This is a genomic window from Staphylococcus sp. aM (genome assembly GCF_052975125.1).
This window is the reverse complement of record NZ_CP121447.1, coordinates 1,351,496-1,365,754: the sequence shown is the minus strand read 5'-3', so window position 1 is coordinate 1,365,754 and position 14,259 is coordinate 1,351,496. Positions and strand designations below refer to the sequence as shown.

The 14,259-nt window shown below is 32.3% G+C and carries 12 protein-coding genes, 1 other RNA gene and 1 pseudogene; 2 read left to right on the top strand and 12 right to left on the bottom strand.

Annotated features, from left to right (window positions below):
• Positions 1 to 347: 347 nt before the first annotated feature.
• From P7F85_RS06785 to P7F85_RS06745, 9 genes and pseudogenes are all read right to left on the bottom strand, one after another.
• Positions 348 to 410: pseudogene (locus P7F85_RS06785) on the bottom strand (YSIRK-type signal peptide-containing protein); the annotation flags it as partial.
• 341 nt (positions 411 to 751) lie between these two features.
• On the bottom strand, positions 752 to 1,630 hold the full coding sequence (locus tag P7F85_RS06780; RefSeq protein ID WP_002466627.1) for a 5'-3' exonuclease: 879 nt from the start codon (positions 1,628 to 1,630) through the stop codon (positions 752 to 754).
• Positions 1,631 to 1,648: 18 nt separating this feature from the next.
• Complete coding sequence (locus P7F85_RS06775) at positions 1,649 to 5,095, bottom strand: dynamin family protein (protein ID WP_447158530.1); 3,447 nt, start codon at positions 5,093 to 5,095, stop codon at positions 1,649 to 1,651.
• 192 nt (positions 5,096 to 5,287) lie between these two features.
• A complete protein-coding gene (locus P7F85_RS06770; protein WP_002466628.1) occupies positions 5,288 to 5,926 on the bottom strand; it encodes an SDR family oxidoreductase in 639 nt (212 codons plus the stop codon).
• 132 nt (positions 5,927 to 6,058) lie between these two features.
• On the bottom strand, positions 6,059 to 7,201 hold the full coding sequence (locus P7F85_RS06765; RefSeq protein WP_447158529.1) for a THUMP domain-containing class I SAM-dependent RNA methyltransferase: 1,143 nt from the start codon (positions 7,199 to 7,201) through the stop codon (positions 6,059 to 6,061).
• A gap of 144 nt (positions 7,202 to 7,345) precedes the next feature.
• An RNA gene (gene rnpB, locus P7F85_RS06760) (RNase P RNA component class B) lies at positions 7,346 to 7,725 on the bottom strand.
• A 162-nt stretch (positions 7,726 to 7,887) separates the two neighbouring features.
• Positions 7,888 to 8,229, bottom strand: coding sequence for a cell division regulator GpsB (gene gpsB, locus P7F85_RS06755; RefSeq protein ID WP_002451159.1), 342 nt, complete (start codon positions 8,227 to 8,229; stop codon positions 7,888 to 7,890).
• Positions 8,230 to 8,239: 10 nt separating this feature from the next.
• A complete protein-coding gene (locus tag P7F85_RS06750) occupies positions 8,240 to 8,806 on the bottom strand; it encodes a DUF1273 domain-containing protein (protein WP_002466629.1) in 567 nt (188 codons plus the stop codon).
• Between the two features lie 11 nt (positions 8,807 to 8,817).
• Positions 8,818 to 9,150 carry a DUF1798 family protein gene (locus tag P7F85_RS06745; RefSeq protein WP_002466611.1) on the bottom strand — a complete coding sequence of 111 codons (333 nt, stop codon included), beginning with the start codon at positions 9,148 to 9,150 and terminating at the stop codon, positions 8,818 to 8,820.
• A 340-nt stretch (positions 9,151 to 9,490) separates the two neighbouring features.
• On the opposite strand from P7F85_RS06745, the gene recU reads away from it, so the two are divergent.
• Together recU and P7F85_RS06735 are read left to right on the top strand one after the other, a co-directional pair.
• The gene (gene recU / locus P7F85_RS06740; RefSeq protein WP_002466620.1) at positions 9,491 to 10,117 is read left to right on the top strand and encodes a Holliday junction resolvase RecU; all 627 of its coding nucleotides are present in this window, start codon (positions 9,491 to 9,493) and stop codon (positions 10,115 to 10,117) included.
• Entirely contained in the window at positions 10,114 to 12,363 is a 2,250-nt protein-coding gene (locus tag P7F85_RS06735) for a transglycosylase domain-containing protein (RefSeq protein ID WP_046464385.1), read from the top strand. The genes recU and P7F85_RS06735 overlap by 4 nt, the downstream gene beginning before the upstream one ends.
• A gap of 127 nt (positions 12,364 to 12,490) precedes the next feature.
• Here P7F85_RS06735 and P7F85_RS06730 read toward each other — a convergent pair whose 3' ends face one another.
• From P7F85_RS06730 to P7F85_RS06720, 3 genes are read right to left on the bottom strand one after another with little or no spacing between them, the layout of a single operon-like run.
• Positions 12,491 to 12,817, bottom strand: a complete 327-nt coding sequence (locus tag P7F85_RS06730) for a YpoC family protein (protein WP_002466604.1) — start codon at positions 12,815 to 12,817, stop codon at positions 12,491 to 12,493.
• Between the two features lie 5 nt (positions 12,818 to 12,822).
• The gene (nth, locus tag P7F85_RS06725) at positions 12,823 to 13,482 is read right to left on the bottom strand and encodes an endonuclease III (protein ID WP_002466632.1); all 660 of its coding nucleotides are present in this window, start codon (positions 13,480 to 13,482) and stop codon (positions 12,823 to 12,825) included.
• Positions 13,472 to 14,158, bottom strand: coding sequence for a DnaD domain-containing protein (locus P7F85_RS06720; RefSeq protein ID WP_002466615.1), 687 nt, complete (start codon positions 14,156 to 14,158; stop codon positions 13,472 to 13,474). The genes nth and P7F85_RS06720 overlap by 11 nt, the downstream gene beginning before the upstream one ends.
• Positions 14,159 to 14,259: the final 101 nt, after the last annotated feature.

Sequence of the window (14,259 nt, the reverse complement as noted above, 5' to 3'; positions counted from 1 at the left end):
TGTTCTAAATCATTTGAATGATTAGAATTTGCTGTTTGATCAGTCGTTTGAATGGAATTTTCATTATCTGTTGAAACGTTATCTATAGTTTGTGTGTCTGTAGGATCTTTATGTGTTTGAGAGACCACAGTTTCTTTAGATGGTTGTTCTGAAGTTATAGTTTCATCACTAGTTTGTTCATTAGCTAGTTGGTTAGCTATTGATGAATCGGTATTAGATTTCGAATCGTCATTTACCTCATCCTGTTGATGTAGTAATTGTTGTGACGCCGTTTTAGTGGTATTTAATTCTTCAGCTTGTGCATGAGAAGCATTAAAACCTAAAAAGACTAATGTCGCAATGACAGTTGAAAACGTACCAACTGTATATTTACGAATACTAAACTTCTGTAATTTCTCACGATTATTCACAGCTATTGTTCACTCCTTATCTTGTTGTTGTGTCTCTGATGTTGTAGTTGTGATAAGTATACAGGTCTGTTAATTATAGTTAGGATTTGATAAATGATGATTCATCATAAATGCTATGATTTACCAAATAAATGATAAAAAACAGACAAATCGGCATACATCACAACATAATGTTGAACAATTTATTTACGTTCCATTTAATAATATCATAAAATTTTATATAAGTATAATTGAATATGTGATAAATTATAATGATTTTAAAATAATGAGATAATAAAATAAAAACGACTCGTATTTTTATCTTTAATTAGATAATCGTACGAGTCGTTATGTTTATGATTTTATAAATGACTTGATATATATTTACCGGAAACATATAGCTCATGTTCATTACATATAGATAAGATATGGTTCAATGTTGTGGCAAAAGACATATCTTGGAACAATTGTTCACTATCGATGGGCACATTTGTATGAATCTCAGCTAATCGCTTCGATAAATGTAATTCATTCATATTGTCATTAATTTTCTTCCTTTGACCTGGTGTTAAGGCATCAATTTGTTCAATGACCCCTTCCACACTGCCATATTGTTGAATTAATTTTATCGCAGTTTTCTCACCTATACCTTTAACACCTGCATAACCATCGGCTGTATCACCCATAAACGCTTTGATATCAATGAGTTGTTGCGGTGCTAATTCATACTCTTCATTAAATCGATTTAAGGTATATCGATTATATATGTTAAAGCCTTTCTTAATGAGCCATACTTCAACATTTTCATTGATACATTGTAACAAATCTCTATCTCCGGTAATAATATAGACATCATTATCAACGGAATAAGTTTGTGCTAATGTACCAATCACATCATCGGCTTCATAATTAGTCACACCAATATTAACAAAACCAAATTGTTCAGATATCTCTTTAACATAATCAAATTGTGGAATGAGCTCTTCTGGTGGTGCTGAGCGATTTTGTTTATAACCTTCAAACATGTCATTTCTGAAGGTTGATTGCCCCATATCCCAACAAACAGCTACATGTGTGGGTTGGATTTCATGGATAGCTGAAAAGATATGACGTACAAACCCCTGAATACCGTTAGTTGGCACGCCTTTTGAATTGTACATAAATTGATTATGGAGACTCGTTGCGAAAAAATGTCTAAATAATAAAGCCATGCCATCAACGAGTAATACTTTATTAGGCATTTCGATTGTCCTTCTTTCTTAATATATAATTGCTTCAAGTTGTTGGTGCTTATCTTTAAGTTGTGAAATTAATGATTCATCTAATTCAAATGATAATAATTCATTAATCTGACTTTGAATATTGTCTTCAATACTATTAAATTGTTGTTCTGCTTCATCAGACATTTGCTCAACATAAGTTTCAAGTTGTTGTCTTAAGCGACTAAAGTTAGGTTGAAGTAGTTCTAATGTACTTTGACAAATCATTTCATGAATATCCTTTTGAGCATTCGCATTTAAAATTTTACGTTTCGTTAATTGTTTAGGTAATTCAGCCATCATATCGTTTAAATCGATATGAAGTAATGGTTGATCAACAACATCAGGTTGTAAATTGAAACGTGGATGTACAATAATATGCAATTGACTTAACTGTTGTAAGACAGGTGCAACTTGTTCGTCTAATTGCTGATTAAAATACTTCTTAATTCTTTCAGTGATTAATGATTGCTCTAAGAACATTCTTTGATGAATTTGATCTAAATAAATTTTAGTTGAGTTTTTCTTTTCAGCGTTGAAATCACTATTTTGTGTCATTTGACTATTATAAACAGACTTAATATCATCCATTAACTGAAGCTTTAATCTTTGATTTAAATGATAGACTTGTTCTTCAACTTCATTATTTGTATGTTGAGTCGTAGTAGCAATTAATTGGTTTTCTAGTCTATGTTTGTCTTTGTATGTTTCTAATTTACGTTGACGTTTCGCGATGTCATCTTTATTGGTTTCAAATTCTGAAATCATCTCTTGATATGACTGATCAATTTGTTGAAGTTGGTGAATCATTTGTTGTTCGAGTATCGTTTTAGATTCAACATCGACGAAATGTTGAATGCTTTCTTTTAATTGATTCATACCTTCATCACTAGATTTTAATGCTTCTCGACTAGACACACCAAACACTTCAGATTGCAATTGTACTTGGTTTAGTGCGTCGGCAACATAATCTTTAACGGCATTAAGATCTTCATCACTTTCAGCTAAATCGACAGCATTAATAATCATTTTGAATGCTTGATTTTCATTTAACTGATTCATATCTTTCATATGTTCAATGAAAGCTTTGTCGTTATCAGTAAAAGAGTGATTGAAATAACTGACATATAAAATTAAGTCAGATGAAGTGAGGATTTGTTCAGTTTCATTAGTATGACGCTGGTTATTGGAATGTAAACCAAGTGAATCGACAACAATTTTGCCTTTAAGCCATTCAACAGGTACTTGTAAATGTACTGTTTTTACGAAAGTTGCATATTCATCTTCGGCAGACCATTTTTTGACATCTTCTTGTGAAATATGATTTACTTCCCCTTCTTCTAACATATTGATATACATGTCGTAATGCTTTTCTACTGCTGAAATAAAGGCAAGTTGATTTTTTTCTAGTTTTGATTTCAATTGAGAAATATCGCTATTCATAAATTCATCTAAAGACGAAAATGACTGATTAAAGAACTCTAGCAATTGGTTAATCTCATCGAGTAATTGTTTAGATGATTTTAATGTTATGCTACTACTTTCCCCGTATGTCAGTTCTGTAGTGGCTGCTGTTGTCGGATTTGGCGAGCTAACTAAGTAATTATCACCTAATAAAGCATTAATTAAACTACTCTTACCAGCACTAAATGTCCCAAATACACCTATTTTTGTTATTTGTTGATCTAAACGCGTTAGTGTTTGTTTAATATCTGTTTGTGTACGTTCGAATAATGGAATATCTTCGATGATATTTAATGCTTTTTCAATGTCTACTTGTGAACGACTCACTGTGTCATCACTGGCTTGAATTTGATCACGATGCTGATGTTGTGTTGTATCGTTTTCTTCTTTAATCGTGAAATTGGCTTCAGTGCGTCCAGTTAATTTATCTAAAGAATCTTCCAAATGGATATAGTAATGTTGATAATTGCGTGTTGTGATAGATTCTTTTAAGTTATTTAATTGTAAGTAACGTTGATATTCATCTGATGTTTCATTATCTTCGCTTTCAATCTCATTAGCTTGTACGTGTTGGATAGCTTTTTCAAATAATGGATTCGATTGACGTTCAACAAATTGATTGATTGCTTTAACAACTTCATCTGAAAATGTTAATACATAAGTATTGCTGATGGTTGTTTGTGGTTGATACAGTGATGAAACTAAATCATTTGGAATATCATAGGATTGGTTGAGTATATGTTCGTTTATATTTTTTTGATTGATAAAGCGCGTTAAAAATGACATGTCTTCACGCATAGGTTGACGTATTTGAGTGTTAATCTTTTCTTGTAGCATACTGATTGCTTTATCTAAACGCTCCGTTTGTGCTTCCTCTTTCTTTTTAGCTTTATTAAAGGGACCACCTACTTTAAAGTCAGTTGCCTTACTTTCTAGATAAGAACGCAGTTGTTCGCGCATATCATGTGTCATAATATAGGCATTTGCTAATATATCTTTACGTTTTTGTTTAAGATATGCTTTTAATTTATCTTTATCATTTAAAAGTTGTGCTTCTTCTGAAACAGCTTGTGTTTGTTGGAAATTTAAATAAGCTTGTTCAAACTCATCTTCTTCGATGTTGAGGTATTCAAGTATACTTTGCATTTCATTTTGAATGTATGAAAGTTGAGCATCTGTAATAAAAGATACCGTTCGTTCAACATACGTTTCCATTGGTTCTCTATTCTTATCTAAATATAAGAGGTATTCAGATAAGTCATCAATTTGGTTTTCAGGATGATCGAATTTTGATACATAATATATATGTTGTAAATCGATGTCCCATTCATTAATAGATTTCTCAACTCTAGATTTGAATGTATCAAATGATAGTTCATCATCATTATGTTTGTCGATTTGGTTAATGATGAATACAACTGGAATGCCTACTTCATTAATTCTTTTCATAAATTGAAAATTAAGTGCAGATTGCACGTGATTATAGTCAACGGTATAAAATAAAACGTTACTCGTATACATGAATTGTTCAGTTGTTGTTTGATGTGTTGCGACATTAGAGTCAACACCAGGTGTATCCTGGAATGTAAAGCCTTTATCAAATTTATCGGATTGGAAGTTAATCTCTACAGATTCAACATCTATATTTTGACGATTCATTTGTTTAACTTCATCGTATGTTTTTAATTTTGTATATTGTTGGTTTGGTAAGTTTGCGATGATATCTTCTGTATCAGAAACTGATACGATTGCTGTATTACTAGTTGTAGGTACTGGAGAACTTGGTAAAATATCTTGCTCTAATAACAAGTTGATCAATGTTGATTTACCAGCTGAAAAGTGCCCAACAAAGGACATTGTAAATTGGTTTTTATATACCTTTTTAATTACCTGATTAATTGTATTTAGTAAAGCAGTGTTATTTGATTTTTCAACTTCTTTTTTTAATTTATATAAAATGTCTAATTGTTCTGTATGTGTCATGCGTATTAATCCCCTTTAGTTCAGTCAATAAAAAAGAAGAGATTAAGACAATGTGATTTAAAATTCTATACAAAATTTTAATGTAAGTGACGTTGTCATAACCTCTTCTAAATAAGTCAGTTATCATAGATTATGATATTACTTAAAATATTATCATATATATCGTTTAAAACCTATGAATTTTAGACAGGATTATTCAAACCATGAGGGTTTGGTACCTTCAGTTCCTGGCTTAAATACACCGATATTCTCTTTTGAATGTAATTCTGGGTGCTTCGCAATTTGTACAGCTAAATTAGCGACACTTTTTCTTGATACTTCTGTACCCTCGAAGTCCCCTTCTTTAGTGCTAATTTCATATATATTTTCATTTTTATCTGTTAACCAACCCGGTCTAATGATTGTATAATCTAAGTCGGATTGCTCGATTGTATCTGCTGCTTGACGGTATAAGTCTAACTTATCTCCAAATTGTTGTTTATTCCATTCATTGAATGCTTCAGGTAACTCATCATAAATACCTGGTGCAGCAATTAAAATTAATCTTTTAATCCCTTTTGCGTCCATAGCTTTAACTATCGTTTCAGCATGACGATTTAATGAGCCAGAGGTACCAGTAAAAACAATATCTATATTGTCTAATGCTTGTTCTAAATCTTGTTGGTTCTTAGCATCACCTTCAAATACTGTTACTCTGTTTGATGCATAATCAGGGATACGATGCGCATTTCTTAAGAACAGGTTCACATTGAAGTTTGAATTCTCTAAGAAAATTTTAGTTGCTTCGATAGCCACACGTCCGTTTGCCCCAATAATTAAAACATTCTTCATATTAATTACTCCTCTCAATAATAATGATTATTATATTTATTAATTATAAAAGTAATTTAAATTAAAACACTCTTAATCCAACCTTACTACAGTTGAATTGAGAGTGCTAATGAATTGATTTGATTTTATGAACTATGATTCTTTTTTGGTTTGAGGTTTTTTACCCCAATATTGATAGTACGTACATTCAATATAACCATTAAACAACTTACGGCGTTTTGTCGCCTTTTTGTTAACTAAATGCTCGTACTCTTTATTACTTGTTAGGATATAAGTTGATAAATAATCGTGTTGTTTCATTAATGTACCAATATATCGGTACATTTCTTCTACTTCATCTCTATCACCAATACGTTCACCATATGGTGGATTACCGATTAATGCTATTGGTTCTTCAGTATCAATAGTTAATGTATTTACATCTTTTACACTGAATTGAATGATGTCCGCTAAGCCAACTTCTTCTGCATTTCGTTTAGCGATTTCAACCATTTCTGGGTCGATATCTGAGGCATATACTTGAATTTCTCTATCATAATTCGCGTGTTTATCAGCTTCGTCTCGCATATCGTCATAAATATTTGGTGGCATGATATTCCATTCTTCAGATACAAAATCTCTATTGAATCCTGGAGCAATATTTTGTGCGATGAGACATGCTTCAATCGCAATCGTTCCTGAACCACAGAATGGATCGATTAGTGGCGTATCACCCGTCCAATTGGCTAATTTAATCAAACTAGCAGCTAATGTTTCTTTGATAGGTGCTTCCCCTTGTGCTAAACGATAGCCACGTCGATTTAACCCTGAACCGGATGTATCAATAGTAAGTAGTACTTTATCTTTTAAAATTGATACTTCTACTGGATATTTTGCTCCCGATTCGTTGAGCCATCCTTTTTCATTATAAGCATGTTTAAGACGTTCTACGATTGCTTTCTTAGTAATGGCTTGGCAATCTGGCACACTATATAAGGTGGATTTAACACTGCGACCTTGGACTGGAAAGTTCCCTTGTTCGTCGATGATTGACTCCCAAGGTAATGCTTTTGTTTTTTCAAATAATTCATCGAACGTAGTTGCTTTAAATTGTCCCATGACGATTTTGACACGGTCTGCGGTACGTAACCATAAGTTACATTTGACGATGGCATTTTCGTCACCTTCAAAAAAGATACGTCCATTTTCTACTTGTGTTTCATAACCTAGTTCTTGAATTTCTTTGGCTACGATCGATTCAAGCCCCATTGGACATACTGCTAATAATTGAAACATGCGTTGTTCTCCTTTTGGATTGATTTCTTTATGTTTATTCTAACAGAGTTAGATTTAAAATTTAATCATATATATAAATGAATAATGTTTATTGACATTAAAAAAGCTCTCCGTTTAATGGGAGAGCTAAACTAGTGGTGATATTTCTGTAAGCCATGTTCTGTTCCATTGTACTCATCACGTGCACTAGTTACACTGGTACGTTGGTGGTAACCATCTGTCTACACATAACAAATATATGCATGTGTCTCGTTTATACGTTGAATTCCGCTAAACAAGTGCTCCTACCTAATTTGGATTGCTCACTCGAGGGGTTTACCGCGTTCCACCTTTTATATTTCTATAAAAGCTACGTCACTGTGGCACTTTCAAACTATTCTAACCGTATCCTTAGACTTAGGTTATTTCATTGCCGTCAAATTAATGCCTTGATTTATTGTTTCATCAAGCACGAACACTACAGCCATCTCAGACTGTGTGAGCATGGACTTTCCTCTATATCACTATAGCGATTACCCAAAATATCACCTTTGAGAGTATAACATAAAAAAAGGTTGAGACAAAGCTTTTTCAAGTAAGATGACATCACCTTCATTAATAAAAAGTATATGTGTCACAAGACTTATAAGTTTTGCGATATAACTCATTGGCATATATCACACGGATTGTCTCAACCTTTTCATTTATTATTTCCCAAATACTGCTTTTTCTAAATTAGAAATACGTTTTAAAATATCAACATTATTTGATGATGCATTGTTAGAACCATTTGAAGAAAAGTTTTTATTCTCTTGTGGTCTAGTTGTCGCTACGCGTAATCTTAATTCTTCAAGTTCTTTTTTCAGTTTGTGGTTTTCTTCTGAAAGTTTTACAACTTCGTTATTCATGTCTGCCATTTTTTGATAATCTGTAATAATATCATCTAAAAAAGCATCTACTTCTTCTCTTCTATAGCCACGAGCCATAGTTTTTTCAAAATCTTTTTCATAAATATCTTTCGCTGATAATTTTAATGAAACATCTGACATTTTTTCCACCTCATTCGAAACTTTGATCTTGAGACCACTGCAAGTCGTTGATGAATTCAGTGAGTTCATCAAACGTCACAATATCACAAGTATAGTTTGTTTTTTCCATAAAATCAACTAACATCGATTTGAAGAATTTAGGGCTAGCCTCTTGTTCCTCATCATATATTAATAAAGTTTGATCAGTATGGTCTAACATAAATTGGTCAGCTTGTTTGAATTGGAATGGTCCTTGATACTCTGAATGAAATACACTTTCTATGAAATCTGCATGATTAATAATATTTATGTATTTCGTTTGATTTTGTTCGTTCCATTTTGTTGTATGACCTTCAAAGGGTGTAATAACACCTAGTTTAAGCTCAGGATATGTTTCTTTTAATTCAATCACAACTTCTGCTGACCATAATTCAATTCCCATCTGACCTTGAATTAAAACCCATTCTAATCCTTCATCTAATAATTGTTCAATTTTATGTTTAATAAATTCTTTTAAATAGTAAACTTCAGGTGCATCATCTTTAAAAATATTTAATTCATAAGATTTATACCCTGTGATATAAACAGTTTTAACCATAATTTCCCTCTTTAAACATGTTTATTTAAAATATTGTTCAAATCATATTGTACCGCTTTTATTTTTTCAGTGAAAAGTTTTCTACTTGTTCGTTTAAAATGGCATTCAACGGAAAGTTCTTCAATATTTTTAATTAATAAATCTAGTTTTGGTTTATTCATATAAGTCGTATCAATCAGTGATTGTTCATATGTTTTTAATTGTTTTAATTGAGAATCTATATGACGGACATAAGGTTCAACTACTTTGTGGAAGTCTTTATCTTCGTCATGTTTTCTAACTTGTTCGTAAGTGTCATTCATATAATTGACTTCTTCTATTAACTGTCGAATAGTATCTAGCATTCAATTGCCTCCTACATTACTAATTTACCATAATGTTTTTAAAGCGTCATACATAGGGTTATACAATAAGTACTAGACATAATATACTATCAAAATATATTTTTTTATGTTTTTCGCATTAACTCATTAATGTCACATCATTAAAATGGTAGAAAAATAGTATATATACGTGAAGATAAATGTGATTGTTTTTATTGTTTATTTGATGAAAGCACGTTAAAATAAGGTTTGATGTATTTTTGGTTAGTTAAATATACATTAATTTTATAAAAGTTTGGTAAATCGTAAATTGTTGTGTATAATAATTGCAGTTTACTACCAAGCTTGTGTGGTGAAATATATGAATTATCCTAATGGTCAACCATACAAAGAAAATAAGTCTTTGGACGGACGCAAATCGACGTCAAATTCAAGTAGTATTGAGTATGGCGGACGAGGTATGTCACTTGAAAAAGATATTGAGCATTCTAATGCTTTTTATTTAAAACGTGGCATCGCAGTCATTCACAAGAAACCTACTCCTGTTCAGATAGTGAATGTTCATTATCCCAAACGGAGTAAAGCTGTGATAAATGAAGCTTATTTTCGTACGCCTTCAACAACTGATTATAATGGTGTCTATAATGGCTATTATATTGATTTTGAAGCAAAGGAAACGAAGAATAAAACATCCTTCCCTTTGAATAATATTCATGATCATCAAGTGGATCATATGAGAAACACATACCAACAACACGGTATTGTTTTTTTAATGATAAGATTTAAATCACTTGATGAAGTATATCTATTACCTTATTCTAAATTTGAATTCTTTTGGAATAGATATCAAAAGGATATTAAAAAATCAATAACAGTTGATGAAATACGAAAAAATGGTTACCATATTCCTTATCAGTATCAACCTAGATTGAATTACCTCAAAGCAGTTGATAAGTTGATATTAGATGAAAGTGAGGACCGCGTATGACGGAAAACAAAGGGTCTTCTCAGCCTAAAAATAATGGCAATAATGGGAAGTCCGACGAAAAAAAGAATAGAAATGTGAAGAGAACGATTATTAAGATTATTGGCTTTATGTTTATTGCCTTTATTGTTCTATTGCTGCTCGGTATCTTACTATTTGCATATTATGCATGGAAAGCACCTGCTTTTACAGAATCTAAGTTAGAGGATCCAATTCCTGCTAAGATTTATGATAAAAATGGTGACTTAGTCAAGACGTTAGATTATGGTCAACGTCATGAACATGTCAATCTCAAAGATGTACCTCAAGGTATGAAAGATGCCGTATTAGCTACTGAAGATAATCGCTTCTATGATCACGGTGCTTTAGACTATAAACGTCTGTTCGGTGCAGTTGGGAAAAACTTAACTGGTGGATTTGGTGCACAAGGTGCTTCAACTTTAACGCAACAAGTTGTTAAAGATGCATTCTTGTCTCAACAAAAATCTATCGGTCGTAAAGCGCAAGAAGCTTACCTTTCTTACCGATTAGAGCAAGAGTATAGTAAAGATGAAATCTTCCAAGTTTACTTGAATAAGATTTACTACTCTGATGGTGTAACTGGTGTTAAAGCGGCTGCTAAGTACTACTTTAATAAAGACCTTAAAGACTTAAACTTAGCTGAAGAAGCTTACTTAGCTGGTTTACCACAAGTACCTAATAATTATAATATTTATGATCATCCTAAAGAAGCTGAGAGTCGTAAAGATACAGTGCTATACTTAATGCATATGCATCACAGAATTAGCGACAAAGAATATGCAAAAGCTAAGAAAATCGATCTTAAAGCTAATTTAGTTCAAAGAACTGATAAAGAACGTCAAAATACGACTGAAGAAAAAGATCCTGAATTAGCATCTTATGTGAACTTTGTTAAATCAGAATTAATGAATAACAAACACTTCAAAGATGAAAACTTAGGTAACGTTCTTCAAAGCGGTATTAAAATCTATACTAATATGGATAAAGACGTTCAACAAACGCTTCAAGATAAGATTAATAATGGTAGCTTCTACAAAAATGATGACCAACAAGTTGGTGCAACTATCTTAGATAGTAAAACTGGTGGTTTAGTAGCCATTTCTGGTGGACGTAATTATAAAGACGTTGTTGACAGAAACCAAGCTACAGATGCTCACCCTACTGGTTCATCACTAAAACCATTCTTAGCTTATGGTCCAGCTATTGAAAACATGCATTGGGCAACAAACCATGCACTTCAAGATGAATCTTCATATCAAGTCGACGGATCTACATTCCGAAACTATGATACTAAGAGTCATGGTATAGTAAACATCTATGATGCTTTACGTCAAAGTTTCAATATTCCAGCCTTAAAAGCATGGCAACAAACAAAAGAAAGTGCCGGTAATGATGCGCCTAAGAAATTCGCATCTAAAGTTGGTTTAGATTACGATGGTAAAATTGGACCTTCTGAAGTATTAGGTGGTTCTTCATCTGAATTCTCACCTACTCAATTAGCATCAGCGTTTGCTGCAATTGCTAATGGCGGTACGTATAACAATGCACATTCAATTCAAAAAGTTGTCACTCATGATGGCGATACGATTGAATATGATCATACAAGCCATAAAGCAATGAAAGATTCTACAGCATACATGTTAGCTGAAATGCTTAAAGGTACTTTCAAAGCTTACGGTTCTGCTTATGGACACGGTGTATCTGGCGTTAACATGGGTGCTAAAACAGGTACAGGTACTTATGGTGCTGAAATTTACAGTCAATATAACTTACCTGATAATGCAGCCAAAGACGTTTGGATTAACGGATTCTCACCTCAATACACTATGTCAGTGTGGATGGGCTTCAACAAAGTTAAAGAATACGGTACTAACTCATTCGTTGGACATTCAGAACAAGAATATCCACAATACCTATTCGAAGACGTTATGTCAGACATTTCTTCTAGAGATGGTAAAGACTTTGAAAAACCAAGCTCAGTTGAAGGTAGCGATCCAGAATCATTATCTGTTAGTGGTCACCCTGACAACGATACTACTAATAAGAGTACACATGGCGACAGTGATTCGTCATCATCTAACAGTAGTAACACAAACGGTTCTAATGGTTCATCAAACAGTTCAAATGGCAGTTCACAACAACAAGGTACTAGCTCACAACAACAAAGTGGCAATGCCTTAACTCGTCTATTTAGTTTCAATGCGATATTTAACAATAAAGTATCATAACGCATAGACGAAAAGCACAAACCTTACAACAAGGTTTGTGCTTTTTTTATGTTCCAGTATACAAAAATAAACTCGCTAATAACAGATATGTCTGATTAGCGAGTTTTTATAAACTATTTCTAACTATTTATTTTCTCTTTTTTCGAATTTGATATGAGGCATTCATTTTAATGAGTTCTGATTTTAATGTTTTCATTTGTCTATATCCCATAAAATGATATTTTCGAGCTTGCATATATTGATAACGCTCTGAAAAGTTCATTGGCACGACTGGATAGTTATCTAATAAAGTTAAGTCAAAATCACTAATCTCATTAATTTGTTTAAAATAATCTATAATCAATTCAAAATAATGATCAAGTAAAGGTTTAGCTTCTGATGAATTTAACTTTTTTTGACTTGCTAATGTATCAAGTTGTTGTTCTAAATCCTCAAAATCTTGTTTTTCAATCATTTATTTCACGCTTCTTTCAAACTTGCTTTATATCGTTTCTGACCTTCTCTGCAATCATTGAATAAAGGACAAATATCGCATTTAGGCTTACGAGCTAAGCAATGATATCTTCCGAAGAAAATGAGTTGATGGTGACTTTTGTTCCATCGTTCTTTAGGTATAACAGAGCAAAGTCTATCTTCTACTTGTCTCACATTATCTTTCCAACGATTAATACCTAATCGTTTAGATACCCGTTCTACATGCGTATCTACAGCGAGTGAAGGCTCATTAAATGCAACACTCATTACAACATTCGCAGTTTTACGACCTACACCTGCTAGACTTTCTAATTCTTGATGTGTTTGTGGAATTTCACCATCAAACTTGTCTAATAATGATTGACATAATTTTTTAATATTTTTAGCTTTATTTCTATATAAGCCTATCGATTTAATATCGCTTTGTAATTCTTCATCACTGACATTCAAATAGTCTTCGGGTGTTTTATATTTGGCAAACAATGATTTAGTTACTTTATTGACTAATATATCCGTACATTGTGCTGATAAAAGCACAGCAATTGTGAGTTCGAATGCATTGTCATGTCTCAGCTCGCATTCTGCATCTGGGAACATATCTGCTATGACATCGATCATTTCTAATGCTTTTTTCTTACTTATCATCTGATTTCTCTCCATTTAACCAATCGAATTTAGGCACCTTTTTAACTGTATGTTTCATCTTAGGTTTATTAAATTGTTTACGAATTTCTTTTGAATCATCGATAGTTTTAACATTATTCTTCTTCCAATTTAATAATATGCGATCCATGTACTTAAAGCTCAACTTGTTCTGACTATTAGCTTCATCTAGTGCTGCTTGAATAATATCAATATCGTGTTGATCAACGTCGATCCATTGATTTAATGTTTCAATTTCATATGGTGATAAAGGTCTCGCAAACGTTTGCTCAATCATTTGGAATAAAGTTTTAAACTTTTCTTTATCACTTTGTACATTGGTATCTATTGTTTCTTTTTTGAGTAATTGACTTAACTTCTCATAAAAAGGATCTAAATTCATATATTCAGTGAAGCGTCCTTCTTCATCTTTATTAACATTCAATTCTAATAGCTCACGTTGAATTAAATTTTGGATAACAGCTGTTACTTCACGTGGTTGCATATTAGACCCTTTTTGTAATAATTCAATCGATGGTTGCTTGTTTGACGTTTCAGATGCATAGATAAGCTTGATTAATATAATTAAGTCTTGTTCATCTAATCCTAATTCACTGTAATGATCAAGCAATTCTCGGCGAATAACGACAGGTCTTGTTTTTAATTGAAATTTATCCATCTTACCCCTCCCATCATTATATGTAATAAAGAAAAAAAGCTATAACTAATATAAAAATCTAGCCTGTGACATGATGCTATGTCCCAGGCTTAGTAAGTGTA

Bases quoted from the DNA above. Each gene is read 5' to 3' on its own strand.
- gpsB (WP_002451159.1), bottom strand. From the start codon at position 8,229: ATGTCAGATGTTTCATTAAAATTATCAGCGAAAGATATTTATGAAAAA.
- recU (WP_002466620.1), top strand. From the start codon at position 9,491: ATGAATTATCCTAATGGTCAACCATACAAAGAAAATAAGTCTTTGGAC.
- P7F85_RS06735 (WP_046464385.1), top strand. From the start codon at position 10,114: ATGACGGAAAACAAAGGGTCTTCTCAGCCTAAAAATAATGGCAATAAT.
- P7F85_RS06730 (WP_002466604.1), bottom strand. From the start codon at position 12,817: ATGATTGAAAAACAAGATTTTGAGGATTTAGAACAACAACTTGATACA.
- P7F85_RS06770 (WP_002466628.1), bottom strand. From the start codon at position 5,926: ATGAAGAATGTTTTAATTATTGGGGCAAACGGACGTGTGGCTATCGAA.
- P7F85_RS06775 (WP_447158530.1), bottom strand. From the start codon at position 5,095: ATGACACATACAGAACAATTAGACATTTTATATAAATTAAAAAAAGAA.
- P7F85_RS06750 (WP_002466629.1), bottom strand. From the start codon at position 8,806: ATGGTTAAAACTGTTTATATCACAGGGTATAAATCTTATGAATTAAAT.
- P7F85_RS06780 (WP_002466627.1), bottom strand. From the start codon at position 1,630: ATGCCTAATAAAGTATTACTCGTTGATGGCATGGCTTTATTATTTAGA.
- nth (WP_002466632.1), bottom strand. From the start codon at position 13,482: ATGATAAGTAAGAAAAAAGCATTAGAAATGATCGATGTCATAGCAGAT.
- P7F85_RS06745 (WP_002466611.1), bottom strand. From the start codon at position 9,150: ATGCTAGATACTATTCGACAGTTAATAGAAGAAGTCAATTATATGAAT.
- P7F85_RS06765 (WP_447158529.1), bottom strand. From the start codon at position 7,201: ATGTTTCAATTATTAGCAGTATGTCCAATGGGGCTTGAATCGATCGTA.
- P7F85_RS06720 (WP_002466615.1), bottom strand. From the start codon at position 14,158: ATGGATAAATTTCAATTAAAAACAAGACCTGTCGTTATTCGCCGAGAA.